Source organism: Yersinia kristensenii (assembly GCF_900460525.1).
GTDB lineage: Bacteria > Pseudomonadota > Gammaproteobacteria > Enterobacterales > Enterobacteriaceae > Yersinia > Yersinia kristensenii.
The window spans coordinates 2,910,162-2,923,542 of record NZ_UHIY01000001.1; the positions used below are offsets into that span (position 1 = coordinate 2,910,162).

Sequence of the window (13,381 nt, forward strand, 5' to 3'; positions counted from 1 at the left end):
AGCTTGTCTCCTTAAATAGCCGCAATGATCAGCAGGGTAACCAGCGCGGCGACCACATACAGACAGTAGAGGCGGAAATCACCCTGTTGCAGCCATTGAATTCGTTGGCTGAGCCATTGGATCAAGCGGATAAGCGGGGCCACTATTTTGTCATCCCAAACCGGTTCCATCCGGCCCGCGCCACTGACGGAGTGTTCCAGCGCGCGTTGCATCATCGGGGCGGGATCGAGTGTTTTACGCAGCCGATAGAGTGGGGCAAACATAGCCCGTAGGGGTTGAGTAAAACCACCTGCCGAGACAGTCATGGCCTGCTCCCAGGCATAGCCGCAAGCCCATGGATCGCCGCCATGGCGGAATGACAGACGGCTGCCTTTGTAAAGGCTGACGACCAGTAAAATCACCAGTGGCAATATCAGTAAACCGCAGAAGATATACAGGGTGGACAGCATGGCCTGAGAACTGTGTTGTGGGAATAACACCGCGCCTTGCGCTACCTGCAATGAAGGTAGCGGCGGGGCGGTTATCAAGCTGCTAGCAATGCGGGCAATCACCGGAGCGACGTGCGTGGCGCCTATCCCTAACACCAAACACAGCAATGCCAATAACAGCATGGCGGCGGTCATCGGCCAGGGGACTTCCCGCGCCTGGGCGGCTTTTTCTGTGCGTGGTAACCCGCAGAAGCTAATGCCGTAAACTTTCACAAAACACATCGCCGCCAGTGCGCCAGTAATCGCCAACATCACAATAGCAATCGGCCCGGCAAGGCGAATAATAAAGCCGCCATCTTTGGTCATGGTAAACAGTGATTGATAAGTAAACCATTCACTGACAAAACCATTGAATGGCGGTAGGGCGGAGATCGCCATACATCCCACCAGAAAGGTCAGCGCGGTATAAGGCATCATTCTGGCCAACCCGCCCATCTTCTCCATGTCTTTGGTATGTAAGCGATAAATCACTGCGCCAGCCCCAAGGAACAGCAGCCCTTTGAAGACGGCGTGGTTAAGCAGATGATAGAGTGCGCCGAGTAGGCCAAGGGCGGCTAACACCGGCTGATGGCTGGCAATGCCTATCATGCCGACTCCCACCCCCATCAGGATGATGCCGATGTTCTCAACAGTGTGGTATGCCAGCAGGCGTTTGATGTCGTGCTCCGCCAAGGCATACAGCACGCCGAGCACCGAGGATACCGCGCCAAAACCCAGCACCACCACGCCCCACCACAGTTGGCTTGCGCCGAGTAAATCAATGCCGACTTTGATGATACCGAAGATACCAATTTTGACCATGACACCGGACATCAGGGCTGAAGCATGGGACGGGGCAGCGGGGTGCGCACGTGGCAACCAGCCATGGAGCGGCAGCATCCCAGCTTTGGCACCAAAGCCGAAGAAAGCTAACAAGAAGATAATCGAGGCCATGACCGGCTGTGGGTTGGTTTGGCGGAAAGCGGCAAATTCGAGACTACCGCTGAGGCGGTACAGCAGGAAGAAAGCAATCATAATCAGCACGGAACCGGCGTGGGCAATCAGAAAATAGAGCAAGCCCGCGCTAATGGCGTCGTCGTCCTGATCGGAAATCACCAGGAAGTAAGAGGCCAGCGACATCATTTCGAAGAAAATAATAAAGTAGAAAGCGTTATCCACCACCACCAGCGCCACCATCGAGGCGATGAATAGGTTCATAAAGACCCCCATTCCCCACGCCCCACGGCCTTTGTATTCCTGCACATAGGCCAGCGAATAGAGGGCGGTTATCACCACCAACAGTGAGATGACCATCAGCATAAATGCCGCCAATGGATCAAGGCGCAGACTGAAGGCCGCAAACGGGAATGGCCCCGCGGTGATGAAAGTGATTATAGCGCCCCCCAGCAGAGTGGGAGCGGCGGCAAACAGGCCAGCAACGCCACCCAGCAATGACGCCAGCCCTGCCGTATAAATCGCCAGAGTCTCGCGCCGTGCCAGAAGCAGAGAAAGCAATGCGCCAGCCAGATAAAGCAGCAAGGAGAGGCCTAATAACTCAAGCGAATTCATCATCTTTTCTGCTCCTCATGAGAGATGGCGGACGAGGTGTCCACGGCCATAAAGGGCAGCTCGTTGGCAAACCCGCTGGCAGCCGCCAGCCGCTTGGCGCGATTCGCCTGCTCAATACTGTGCTCATCCACTAGCATCAAGGCGTTGGTCGGGCAGACCCGCACACATTCCGGCCCCTGTGATTGGAAGCTGCATAAGTCACATTTCACCGCGACAGTCCGTACTCCAGCATTCCAGGCGAGGAACGGATTCATACTGGCCGGGCTGAATGGCACATCAGATAACGTGGTCATCGGAATGTATTCAGGGAATGTGTCTGGCACCGCCAGGGGCTTACTGCCAGCCGGTGTGATGGCACCAAACGGGCAGGCGATACCACAAAGCTTGCAACCGATGCAGATGGTTTCATCCAATTCGACAGCGTTATTGGTCAGAGTGATGGCATTGACCGGGCAAACCCGTGCACACCACGCATCTTCGCACTGGCGACAGAGAATCGGCGCCGTAACCGTGGCGTTACGCATCAGGGTCAATCTGGGATGCTGTTGTAAACCCTTGGCTTTATGCACCTGGCTGCAAGCAGCCATGCAGGTATTGCATCCAATACAAAGCCTTGGCTCCGCAATCACAAAGCGGTTCATGGCCATACCCTCCGGGACAAAAATCTGGTGACAGTCAGGCTGTGAGAAATCATTTCTCAGCGACAAAGCATATTCTGTGCCAGTACGGTGGACGCCAATGCAAAAGAGCTGTGAAGCCGCGCCAGTTGGGCATTAAGGTGATTGCAGATAAAAGGCAGGAGTTTAAAAGGCAGTAAAAACAGGGAGATTGCGCAGTGACATGTCGACATTAGTGACGAAACTGCCGCCGTTTGATGACACTTCGACAGTAATTATTCATTCTATGAATTCATGGTGGGGCGAACTTGGTAAATATCATTATTTATCAATTTGTTAACTTGAACGTTGTTCCAGTGGGAAATGCAGCATTACTGGCACCGTCTTTGCATTATCTTTGTAAGATAAATCCATACTGGGAGAACAGTCATGCATGAGATTACCTTGTGCCAAAACGCTATTGCCATGATGGAACAGCAGGCACGGCTGCATGGCGCGCAGAGAATTACCGGGGTGTGGCTGGAAACCGGCGCATTTTCTTGTGTCGAGCCGCAGGCGTTGGAGTTCTGTTTTGAGCTGGTGTGTCGTGGCACTTTGGCTGAGGGCTGTGTTTTGCATCTTAGCCAGCAGCCATCACAAGTGTGGTGTCATGACTGCCAGCAATTCATTAATTTGCTCAGCAGTAAAGTGACCCGCTGCCCATTGTGTGCTGGCAGTCATTTGCGTATTGGTGCGGCTGATGATGGCGTGATGATTAAGCGGTTGGAGGTGGAATGAATTTACTTTTTTTATGCCGTGATACCGTGGGAGCCGGATTATGTGTATAGGGATACCTGGACAAATTGTTGCGTTAGATGAGACTCAATCGGGCACGGCATGGGTAGATGTCTGTGGTGTACGCCGCTCGGTGAATATTATGCTGGTCGCCGCAGATGAGCAGGCCAGCGCCGCTTTGTTGGGGCATTGGGTTTTGGTACATGTAGGTTTTGCCATGAGCCGGTTGGATGAGGATGAGGCGCTGGAAACCTTGCAGTTATTACAGGAAATGGGGGAAGTTGAAAGTGATGTGGGGGCGTTTTTGGGGCAAGGGGGGTAACTGAAAGCGCTTTTGATTGAACTTAACGTCAAAACAAAAGCGTATTCAGAATTATGGTGTTGGTGTTGGTGTTGGTGTTGGTGTTGGTGTTGGTGTTGGTGTTGGTGTTGGTGTTGGTGTTGTTTTTTTCTGTTTTTCTTCTGCCAGCCGCTGTTCCAGTTCAACTAACTGTTCTGGCGATACTGCCGGATAGCCTTGTGCATCATCGGGTATGACGTGTACCGCAGGGATAGGGATTAATGGCCCGAGGAAGCGCGGCTCGCGTTTCAAAATATAGAGATCAGTCAGGGCACCAAGGCGGGCAAAGATTTCTCGTACCCGGACATTGAGCATATCTTTGGGTGATGGTACGGCAAAACACTGCGCTTGAATCCCCATATGCATAGCGATAAATAATGCCCGCTCGCAATGGAAACGCTGAGTAATGATAATAAAATCATTGGTATCAAACACCTTACGAGTGCGCACAATAGAATCTAGCGTGCGAAAACCTGCATAATCCAACACGATATCAGAGGGGGCTACCCCTGCGGCTATCAAGTCACGGCGCATGGTCATCGGCTCGTTATAACTGTGTAAAGCATTATCACCGCTAAGCAGTAAGTAACTGACTTTGCCACTGTTATAAGCGTTTAATGCCCCTTGAATACGGTATTGATAAAACTGATTAATACCACCAGTACGGTAATATTTGGCTGTACCCAATACCACACCGACCTGCCGGTGGGGCAAGTCTTGTAGCTCATCGTAGATAAAAGGGGCTGTTTTCCAACTGATCCAGCGATCGAGCGCAATAGCTGTCACCATCAGCAACCCTGCGATGATAATTAAGCTAATAATCAGGCGTTTCCACATTCTGAGGCCTTTAGTGCATTCAATTCACTGGTGATATGGGCAAGGCTACTGTACCTGCTCATGTCATGCCAATAGTTTCTTATCTACTTTGGATTAAATTATATAAAAGGCGCGTATTCGCCGGTAACCGGCCTACGCAGTCACGTAGGCCGGGCAGCATTTAGAACGAAGTCCGCTTGTAGGTACGATACTGTGGCTGCCAATAGTTGTGCTCAATGGCTTTTGCCAGTGCTTCTTCTGAGGTCACAATGGCGACGCCTTGCAACTGTGCGGCTTTACCGACCTGCATCGCAATGGTTTTGGATACGGCTTGAATGTCGTCGATATTCGGCAACAATGCCCCTTCACCGTTAAGCGCTAGCGGTGAACATCCTGCTAATGCTCGGCTGGCTGCCATCAACATGCCGTCGGTGACGCGTTTGGCACCCGATGCCAGCACACCTAAGCCAATACCCGGGAAGATATAAGAATTATTGCATTGAGCAATCGGATACAGTTTATCTTTATAACTGACCGGCGAGAAAGGACTGCCCGTCGCCACCAGAGCTGCGCCATCGGTCCAGTTAATAATGTCTTCTGGACGAGCTTCAACCCGTGATGTTGGGTTCGACAGTGGCATAACGATTGGGCGTGCGCAGTGTTTGTGCATCTCGCGGATTAATTCTTCGGTAAACAGCCCCGGTTGACCAGAAACCCCAATCAGCACGGTAGGTTTGGCATTACGCACCACATCCTGCAAAGAGATTGAGTCACTGGCCAGGTTCCAACTCTGTAATTTGTCGCTTTTTTGCACCAATTTGCTTTGGAAATCCAATAAATTAGGCAGTTTGTCAGTCAACAGACCGAAACGGTCGACCATAAAGACGCGCGCCCGCGCTTGTTCTTCACTCAGCCCTTCTGAAATCATTTGCGCGATAATTTGCTCGGCAATACCACAACCCGCAGAACCGGCCCCGAGGAAAGTGACAGTCTGGTCGCGCAACTGGCTACCTGCGGCATGACTGGCGGCAATCAGGCTGCCTAACGTGACCGCCGCTGTGCCCTGAATATCATCATTGAAACAGCACAGCTCATCACGGTAGCGGTTGAGCAGCGGGGTAGCATTATTCTGAGCAAAATCTTCAAACTGCAACAACACATTCGGCCAGCGGCGCTTTACAGCCTGAATGAATTTATCAACAAAGGCATAATATTCGTCGCCGGAAATACGTGGGTGACGCCAACCCATATACAGCGGGTCATTCAGGCGCTGCGGATTGTTAGTACCGACATCCAGTACCACTGGCAGAGTATAAGCCGGGCTGATACCTCCGCACGCGGTATACAGTGAGAGTTTCCCAATGGGAATACCCATGCCGCCGATGCCCTGATCGCCCAGACCCAGGATCCGTTCGCCGTCAGTGACCACGATGACTTTAACATTCTGCTTGGTGGCATTTTGCAGCATGTCGTCGATGTGTTCGCGATTCGGATAAGAGATAAATAACCCGCGTGCGCGCCGATAAATATCGGAAAAGTGTTCGCAAGCTTCGCCCACCGTGGGGGTATAAATAATAGGCATCATCTCACTGAGATGCGCTTCCAGCAGGCGGTAAAACAGAGTCTCATTGGTATCTTGAATATTACGCAGATAAATATGTTTATCGTCGTCGTTTTTGAAATCCTGATACTGGCGGTAAGCACGTTCAGCCTGTTCTTCAATGGTTTCAACCGCTTCGGGCAACAAACCGTGTAAATTGAAGTGGCTACGCTCATCATTGGTGAAGGCGCTGCCTTTATTCAGTAAAGGGAATTCTAATAGGATCGGGCCAGCGTAGGGGATGTACAGGGGGCGCTTACTTTCGTATTCAAGTTCCATGAGTTTTACTCTTATGACTTTGGGTAGAGACAGTAATTGTTACCCTCGATCCTAAAAGATAAGAGAAATATGTACAGCTTTTGTTACTTAAATATCTCGGTTACCGGCAAAAGTGCGAGTTAACTTGCAGATTCTACAGCTAATCAGCAACATGTGGTGTTTTATTGAGCAATACATCGCATTTACTTATTAGCTGTTTGTGTTATTACATCGCGGCAGACTGATTCACTGTCAGTTCAATCCGCTGACCAAACGAAATTTCCAACGTATTACCATCCGGATCAGCAAAATAGGCCCAATAACCCACAGGTTCGCCCGAATCATTGCCGTTTACGGTGCCTTCTTTGCCTTTTGTGCAGGTATGTCATAGCCGCAATGATGACAAAAGTGATCACTGTTGGTTACGGGAGCAAGTTAGCGAAAGTGCGGGGCAAGGTAATCATCGGGGCTAGCCAGTCAGGTAACCCCAGTTGCGGTGCAATTAGTTTAAAATGTCACGCGTTTGACATCAATACAACCAAGGGCGGCCAGTGTGGCTTGGGTTGCATCCCACTGAGTCAACATAGGCTGGCGGCCTTCGACCAGCACCGCACGGCGAACCGCGCCACAATCTTTGCCCGAAAGGTTGGCCAGAATTAATGCGGCTTGCAGTGGTGGTAAGCTTGGGTTGAACGCCGCATTTTCAGCATAACGGCCCGCATAAATGTTGCCATCGGCAGTTTCCAAGGCTACACCGCTGTGAGAAAGGCTGTAAGGTGCATGGCTGTGGTTGGCACCATCGAGTGCCGCCTGAGTCAAGGCATCAGTGTCAGCCACTTTATATTGGTGATTGACTGGGTCCATCAGCAGGGTGGTGATATCCAGATCTTTTGGGCCGAAAGAGTCAGGTAAATATTGCCCCAGTGTCGAAGCTGGGCGGCCCGGTAGATGAATGTGCAGACCGGTTCCGCTGTTCAGTTCATTCATAAACTGGCGGCAATGACCACATGGCGTGTAATTGACGGTAATAGAAACCAAACTGGCCTCATTACGCAGCCACGCATGGGTGACAGCACACTGTTCGGCATGAATGGTTTGTTGCAATGGGGTACCACTGAACTCCATATTGGCACCGAAGTAGAGATTACCGCTAGTCCCCCTGGCGATGGCCCCGACCTTAAAATGAGAGATAGGCGTTAGCGCACAAGCGGCAGCCAGTGGTAACAATTCAAATGCCAGCGCATTGTCATCTAACCCACTAATGCTCTTCACTGTCTCCACTTGCTCAGCTGTCAACATGGCAGGGAAATCGTTTGCGCTCAAGATAGGTTCAAGGGCGGATTGCAGTGAGGCGGGCAATGTAGCCCAAGCGTCATGAAAACGTGCTTGCATAGGGTTCTCTCCAATAGTTACGGGAAACTATTTTAGGCAGCTTAGGGCTTTCTTTGTGTGATGTGGATCTCGTTGTATATGAAATTTATGCAAGTAAAATCTCAAATGAGAGATGTATCTCAAAATTATACCGTAACCCTCAGCCAAATAAATGTAGCAGTACTGGAAACAAGAAGGGCGCTAACAGTGAGGTGATAATCCCGCAGATAACCAATGCGAGTGAGCTAAATGCGCCTTCCTGGAAATCTAACTCCGCGCAACGGGCAGTGCCAAGGGCGTGCGAAGCGGTTCCCATTGCCAAGCCGCGCGAGGCTTTGGTGGTGATTTTTAATAGATTCAATAAGCTGTGACCAAACACGGCCCCTAGAATGCCGACAAAAATAACACATACCGCACTGATGGCCGGTAAACCATGAATGGATTCGGCCACGGCCATGGCGATCGGCGTAGTGACGGATTTTGGCAAAACTGAGGCAGCAATTTCAGGTGTTGCCCCCATCCAGAGGGCAACAGCAGTACCACTGACCATGGCGGTAATACTGCCGATAAAACAGATGCTAATGATGGATTTCCAGCGCGCACGAATCTGATGCAACTGTTCATACAGTGGGAAAGCCAGTGCCACCACCGCGGGCTGCAACAGGTCATTCAGGATTTTGCTGCCAGCGAAATAGTTGGCATAGGGCATATGTGTTACTAACAACAATGGAATGATGACAACCATTGATATCAATAATGGGTTGAGCAGCGGCATTTTTAGCCAGCGGGCCAAACGACGGGCGCTGAAGAACACAATGAGAGTCAGTGGCAGTGACCACCATAAATTGCTGATCATTTGTCTTCCTCCGTGTGAGTCGGAGAACCTACCACCTTGCGCTCACGGTGGACATATTGTGAACTGTAGGCCACCACCAGCATCACAATCAGGGTACTGACAAAGCAGGAAACCACAATCGGGCCAAATTGCTGGGTCAGTTGATCATAATATTGCATGACGCCGACACCGATCGGCACAAACAGTAGCGCCATATAGCGAATCAGCAGGTGGCAGCCGGGTTTCACCCAGGTTGAAGGCAAAATCTGTGAGGCAAGCAGGGCAAACAGAATCAGCATGCCGATGATGCTACCGGGGATGGTGATGGGTAGCAGTAAGGCCACGGCCTTACCCGCCCATAAACACAGATAAATAATGACGAAAGCTCGCAGATACTGCCAGCAAAGTGAAGTCACATTGCGCATAAGAAGAGTCCTGAGTGACCGAATACATTCATCATACAATTAAGTTTAGCACTGTGCCAGTCATCACAGTATGAATAATATACCCATTACTTTTCAAATTGCAGGGGTGCTGGCTGCTGGCTCTTCTTGTCTTTTAGCCAGTTGGTAGCCGCGATAGAAGAATGCCAGCCCCAAAATAGCCGCCACAATTAGCATATAGAACATCATTTGTGGTGCCGTATACGCTAACAAAAAGCCGCAAAGTACCGGATTAGCTGCACCGCCTAACTGGCCGAGATTCTGTACTCCATAGTAACTGCCTTTAAGATTTGCTGGGGCAATAAAATCGATAAACAGGTATTCGACCGGGATAACAATAATCTCACCTAATGAGAAAATCGCCATTGCCAGCATCCACACTGGAATTGACTGCTGAGCCACCATAAATCCGAACAAACCAATAATAAAGAACAGTGTGCCGAGCATCAGCCAGCGCATTAAATTCTGTTGATTCATACGGCGACTTAATAGGTATTGTAAGGTAATGACAATGACGGCATTGACCGTCATCACTGCACCAATCACTTGATAAGCAAATTTGGCATCAGACACGGTAATCAGGTATTGAGATAAGTAGCCGGAGAACTGGCCAAAAACCACTGCACTGAGCATGCTCCCAATAGTGAAATAAATCAGCCGTTTATCATGGCGCAGAATACGGAATGTCTGGCGGAAATCTGGCACTGATTCGGTCTGTGTCTGTTCAGCGACCGACATATCAGCGCTGTTTATTCTGAATTTCAAAGTGATGGCCACCAATAACGCCAGTATCCCCGAAATGATAAAAGGAACTTGCGGCCCCATGCTGACCACCAAAACACCCAATGCCGGGCCGATCGCCCAGCCAACATTCACTAGGGTGTAGTTAGCCGAGAAAGCTTTAATGCGCTCATTAACCGGTAGCCAGTCAGCAAAACAGGCTTTAATAGCAATAGCGTAGACCGAGTAGGCCGAGTGCAACAGCGCCAGAATCAGGATAACCCACGCTGGGTGCTCAACCCACGGCAAGCTAAAAAAGGTCACTGAGAATAGGGTGACGGCTAGCAGAATCAACTGTTTTTTGTTGAATTTGTCCACCAGATAACCGCCGTACAAACTGGTGAAAATACCTAAGGTTAAACTCGCCCCAAGGACTAACCCAACCTTATCGGGAGCCAACTGAAAATGCTCGGCCAAATAGATGGTGATAAAGGGGAGTGTGACGGCTCGCCCAATGGTCAAGACCAATGAGGCAATCAGCAGATTAGTGACACGCGATGGAAATCCTTTCATGGAATCTTCTTACTTATCATTTTTTGGGATATGAACTGTTTCTATGCGGTTTTTTCAATCAAAAGAATGACTCGAACAGCATTACGACAGAGCGGCTCAGCCAATTACAGTAGACTATTGCAGGAACGAAAGAGAGGGGGGAGGCGGAAAAATTTTTGCAAATAGCCGATCGACCTAAATCGACCGGCCACTTATAGACTTACCCAAAGTCATTGGAGTGCAGGTAGGGGGTCAGCGAACACCCCTGCGGCTCCAAGGACAAAGGGATAATTAACCTAAATATTCGATGATAGATAAGCCACCATTATAATCGGTGCTGTAGATAATCCCTTGGGCATCAACAAACACATCACATGACTGAATAACTTGTGGGCGACTGGGCCGTTTATCCATCATTTTTTCCGGTGCCGCAGGCACTAAAGCCCCTGTTTCCTTGGGTTGATAGGGGTTGCTGATATCATAAGCACGAACCCCGGCATTCTGGTAGGTCGCAAAAATTAGCGTTGAGCTGATAAAACTACCCGGCCGATTTTCATGCAAATTATGTGGGCCAAAATGAGCGCCTTTTTTCACATAATCCTGCTCATCAGGTACCGGGAAAGTTGAGATACTGACCGGATTGATCGGCTCGCGAATGTCGAATAGCCAGATATGCTTCTCGCCATCTTCTTGGTTATCCAGCACCGCTTCATCTAGCACCACCAATAAATTGCGGTCGGGCAGGGGTAACGCGGTATGTGTACCACCGCCAAAAGGTGGGCTCCAGTTACGATGACTGATCAGCTTTGGCTCCGAGCGGTCGCTGACATCCAACAACGTCAGGCCACCATCGCGCCAACTGCCATATGCCGTGTCGCCGCTGATAATGGCATGATGCAATGCATAACGTTTACCATCCGGCCAAGTGGCTTGCTCACCCGCCGCAGTATGCATGCCGGGTAAAGCATACCGGCCAGCGACCTGCGGTTTTTGTGGGTCAGCCAAGTCAATGGTCAGGAAGATATAATCACTGTAGCCATCTAACAGCGCAGAAACATAAGCCCAGCGCCCGCCGACATACCAGATGCGGTGGATACCAATACCATCAAGTGGCAGGAAACTTATCTCGCGCGGCTTATCTGGCGTTGAAATATCAAAAACACGTAAACCGGCACTCCAACCGCGCCCTTCTTGCCGGGTACTGATCGTTTGGGCGACTGATTGGGTGTAATACACTTTCTCTTCGGCAAAACTGGCATCAGCAAAGAGATCGCGGGCATTAATCACCAGTAGCAGGTCATCATGGGCCTGTAAGTGTACATTCCAGGTATTGGGCGGTGCGGCGATAAAACCTGCGGGACGGGGGTTTTTTGCATCACGAACATCAATAATGGATACGCCCTGCGACACCATATGGCCGACATAGGCGTAACCACGATGCACCATCACCTGTACCCCATCGGGTTTACCGCCCTGATCGCTATGACCAATCAGCCGCATATTGCGGCTGTATTCAGGTGTCGGCAAGACTCCTTGCGCTGCCATCTATTTCACTCCAAATCGATTAACCACATTGATTTTACTGGTTGATTACTGACCGTTTTTAGCGGCAAGGGTCGCAAACCAAGGCGAGTTGAAATCATCTGACTGGCCCCAGCCAGGAATGATTTTACTCAAACCCGCGACGTTAACCGGGCCTGGCTGGCTTGCCAGCAGAGCTTGTGGAATAGAGGCTGCACGGAATTCATAGCTAGCGGGAGTTTCTTCACCGGCAATTTTCTTGGCAATCAGGCGCAAGTTAACCGCCCCAATCAGCTTAGGATCGACAGCAACACTGACTTTCCACGGGCTATTGGCTTCACGCATCAGTTGCAAATCCTGATTCGAGATATCAATGCTATACAATTTGATTTCGGTACGGCCATTTTCCTGCAAGGCTTTATAAGCGCCCTGAGTAAAGGCATCCCAAGTGCCCCAGATAGCGTCGATTTTACCTTTTGGGTATTTTGCCAAGACGGCACCCACTTTATTCGCGGTATCACCTTGAACATCAGATGAAACAGCACCAATAGATTCCAGTTCAATAATGCCCGGATTTTGTTTCAGTAATGTCTGATAAGCGGCCTGGCGACGTTCCATTGGTGGGAACCCGGCAACCCAGAGTTTAATAATATTCGCTTTCCCGTTGAAGTCTTTAACTAACTGGCCGAAAGATTCGTTGGTCAGGGAGGCGTCGTCTTGTTGAGTCACAGTTAAACCGGGGATATCGCCCTGAATGGCGGTATCAAATACAGACACCGCAATGCCGCTGGCGGCAATACGTTTAACCAGTTCAGTTGAATAAGGGTCACGGCCTTGGGAGAGGATAATCCCATCATATTTTTGGCTGATGGCTTGGTTAACAAAGTCCTGAAAACGCGCATCATCGCCATTACTTAAGAAAGTATCGACTTTGAAACCAAGCTTTTTGCCCTCTTTCAATACACCAGACAAGAACTGTGTTGTGTTGTCGTCAGAACCTAAATTACGGATCACCGCAATTTTAATCTGCCCTTTATGGTTAGCTATTGCATCTGGAATAGGGGCGACTGTGGCGGTGTCCGCAGCAAATACTGGCAGTGCCGTCAGTAGGCTCAGGGCCAGTAATGGGGAAGCAATTTTTTTCATCTGGAACTCCGTCATGGTGTTGATATGTTATGCAATGTGTACGTTGCTATCATTATTATGGCTATCTTTGTGTCTAGACGTCTATTTGTCTCTATGCAGCATCATAACCATAACGATTTAGATAAGGAATTAACTTTGTTATGAATTTTTGGATCGTCTTATGTCTTTTAGTTTGGGTAGCTTAAATAAACAGCGAGAGGCAGAGAGGAGGTGAGTATAATGAGAACAAATAATGGCAATAACCTTTTTATTTTAGTGGTTTTTTCTCAATCAAGTTTATAGTGTTATTTTCATTACAACGAATCTCAGGATTAATATTTTATTTCGCTGAATACACATGACTGGTATTCTA

The 13,381-nt window shown here is 49.6% G+C and carries 12 protein-coding genes and 1 pseudogene; 2 read left to right on the plus strand and 11 right to left on the minus strand.

Annotated features, from left to right (window positions below; all coding sequences use genetic code 11):
- Positions 1-11: 11 nt before the first annotated feature.
- Together hyfB and DX162_RS13285 are read right to left on the minus strand one after the other, a co-directional pair.
- Entirely contained in the window at positions 12-2,039 is a 2,028-nt protein-coding gene (gene hyfB / locus DX162_RS13280; RefSeq protein ID WP_080548210.1) for a hydrogenase 4 subunit B, read from the minus strand.
- Positions 2,036-2,677, minus strand: coding sequence for a 4Fe-4S dicluster domain-containing protein (locus tag DX162_RS13285; protein WP_032818993.1), 642 nt, complete (start codon positions 2,675-2,677; stop codon positions 2,036-2,038). Before DX162_RS13285 ends, hyfB begins: the two co-directional genes overlap by 4 nt.
- A 405-nt stretch (positions 2,678-3,082) precedes the next feature.
- Here DX162_RS13285 and hypA point away from each other — a divergent pair, with 405 nt between their 5' ends.
- A complete protein-coding gene (gene hypA, locus DX162_RS13290) occupies positions 3,083-3,430 on the plus strand; it encodes a hydrogenase maturation nickel metallochaperone HypA (protein WP_004388751.1) in 348 nt (115 codons plus the stop codon).
- A 40-nt stretch (positions 3,431-3,470) separates the two neighbouring features.
- Positions 3,471-3,749: a HypC/HybG/HupF family hydrogenase formation chaperone gene (locus tag DX162_RS13295; RefSeq protein ID WP_004388752.1), complete on the plus strand. Its 279-nt coding sequence runs from the start codon at positions 3,471-3,473 to the stop codon at positions 3,747-3,749.
- Positions 3,750-3,800: 51 nt separating this feature from the next.
- Here the strand turns inward: DX162_RS13295 and sanA are convergent, their stop codons facing one another.
- The 9 genes and pseudogenes from sanA to DX162_RS13340 form a co-directional block, all read right to left on the minus strand.
- Positions 3,801-4,604 (minus strand): outer membrane permeability protein SanA, encoded by an 804-nt coding sequence (gene sanA / locus DX162_RS13300; protein ID WP_172439477.1) that lies wholly within the window; start codon positions 4,602-4,604, stop codon positions 3,801-3,803.
- Positions 4,605-4,764: 160 nt separating this feature from the next.
- Complete coding sequence (locus DX162_RS13305) at positions 4,765-6,462, minus strand: NAD-dependent malic enzyme (RefSeq protein WP_004388755.1); 1,698 nt, start codon at positions 6,460-6,462, stop codon at positions 4,765-4,767.
- A gap of 205 nt (positions 6,463-6,667) precedes the next feature.
- Positions 6,668-6,778: pseudogene (locus DX162_RS13310) on the minus strand (VOC family protein); the annotation flags it as partial.
- A gap of 170 nt (positions 6,779-6,948) precedes the next feature.
- Positions 6,949-7,833: a cytidine deaminase gene (cdd, locus tag DX162_RS13315; RefSeq protein WP_004388759.1), complete on the minus strand. Its 885-nt coding sequence runs from the start codon at positions 7,831-7,833 to the stop codon at positions 6,949-6,951.
- Positions 7,834-7,972: 139 nt separating this feature from the next.
- Positions 7,973-8,668 carry a CidB/LrgB family autolysis modulator gene (locus tag DX162_RS13320; protein ID WP_032818994.1) on the minus strand — a complete coding sequence of 232 codons (696 nt, stop codon included), beginning with the start codon at positions 8,666-8,668 and terminating at the stop codon, positions 7,973-7,975.
- Entirely contained in the window at positions 8,665-9,072 is a 408-nt protein-coding gene (locus DX162_RS13325) for a CidA/LrgA family protein (protein WP_004388761.1), read from the minus strand. The genes DX162_RS13320 and DX162_RS13325 overlap by 4 nt, the downstream gene beginning before the upstream one ends.
- Positions 9,073-9,165: 93 nt before the next feature.
- The gene (locus tag DX162_RS13330) at positions 9,166-10,383 is read right to left on the minus strand and encodes an MFS transporter (RefSeq protein WP_004388762.1); all 1,218 of its coding nucleotides are present in this window, start codon (positions 10,381-10,383) and stop codon (positions 9,166-9,168) included.
- Between the two features lie 270 nt (positions 10,384-10,653).
- The gene (locus DX162_RS13335; protein WP_004388763.1) at positions 10,654-11,907 is read right to left on the minus strand and encodes an LVIVD repeat-containing protein; all 1,254 of its coding nucleotides are present in this window, start codon (positions 11,905-11,907) and stop codon (positions 10,654-10,656) included.
- Positions 11,908-11,952: 45 nt separating this feature from the next.
- Positions 11,953-13,029, minus strand: a complete 1,077-nt coding sequence (locus tag DX162_RS13340; protein ID WP_032818996.1) for a sugar ABC transporter substrate-binding protein — start codon at positions 13,027-13,029, stop codon at positions 11,953-11,955.
- Positions 13,030-13,381: the final 352 nt, after the last annotated feature.

Excerpts from the sequence above, each read along its gene's own strand:
- hyfB (WP_080548210.1), bottom strand. The coding sequence starts at position 2,039 with ATGATGAATTCGCTTGAGTTATTAGGCCTCTCCTTGCTGCTTTATCTG.
- DX162_RS13285 (WP_032818993.1), bottom strand. The coding sequence starts at position 2,677 with ATGAACCGCTTTGTGATTGCGGAGCCAAGGCTTTGTATTGGATGCAAT.
- hypA (WP_004388751.1), top strand. The coding sequence starts at position 3,083 with ATGCATGAGATTACCTTGTGCCAAAACGCTATTGCCATGATGGAACAG.
- DX162_RS13295 (WP_004388752.1), top strand. The coding sequence starts at position 3,471 with ATGTGTATAGGGATACCTGGACAAATTGTTGCGTTAGATGAGACTCAA.
- sanA (WP_172439477.1), bottom strand. The coding sequence starts at position 4,604 with ATGTGGAAACGCCTGATTATTAGCTTAATTATCATCGCAGGGTTGCTG.
- DX162_RS13305 (WP_004388755.1), bottom strand. The coding sequence starts at position 6,462 with ATGGAACTTGAATACGAAAGTAAGCGCCCCCTGTACATCCCCTACGCT.
- cdd (WP_004388759.1), bottom strand. The coding sequence starts at position 7,833 with ATGCAAGCACGTTTTCATGACGCTTGGGCTACATTGCCCGCCTCACTG.
- DX162_RS13320 (WP_032818994.1), bottom strand. The coding sequence starts at position 8,668 with ATGATCAGCAATTTATGGTGGTCACTGCCACTGACTCTCATTGTGTTC.
- DX162_RS13325 (WP_004388761.1), bottom strand. The coding sequence starts at position 9,072 with ATGCGCAATGTGACTTCACTTTGCTGGCAGTATCTGCGAGCTTTCGTC.
- DX162_RS13330 (WP_004388762.1), bottom strand. The coding sequence starts at position 10,383 with ATGAAAGGATTTCCATCGCGTGTCACTAATCTGCTGATTGCCTCATTG.
- DX162_RS13335 (WP_004388763.1), bottom strand. The coding sequence starts at position 11,907 with ATGGCAGCGCAAGGAGTCTTGCCGACACCTGAATACAGCCGCAATATG.
- DX162_RS13340 (WP_032818996.1), bottom strand. The coding sequence starts at position 13,029 with ATGAAAAAAATTGCTTCCCCATTACTGGCCCTGAGCCTACTGACGGCA.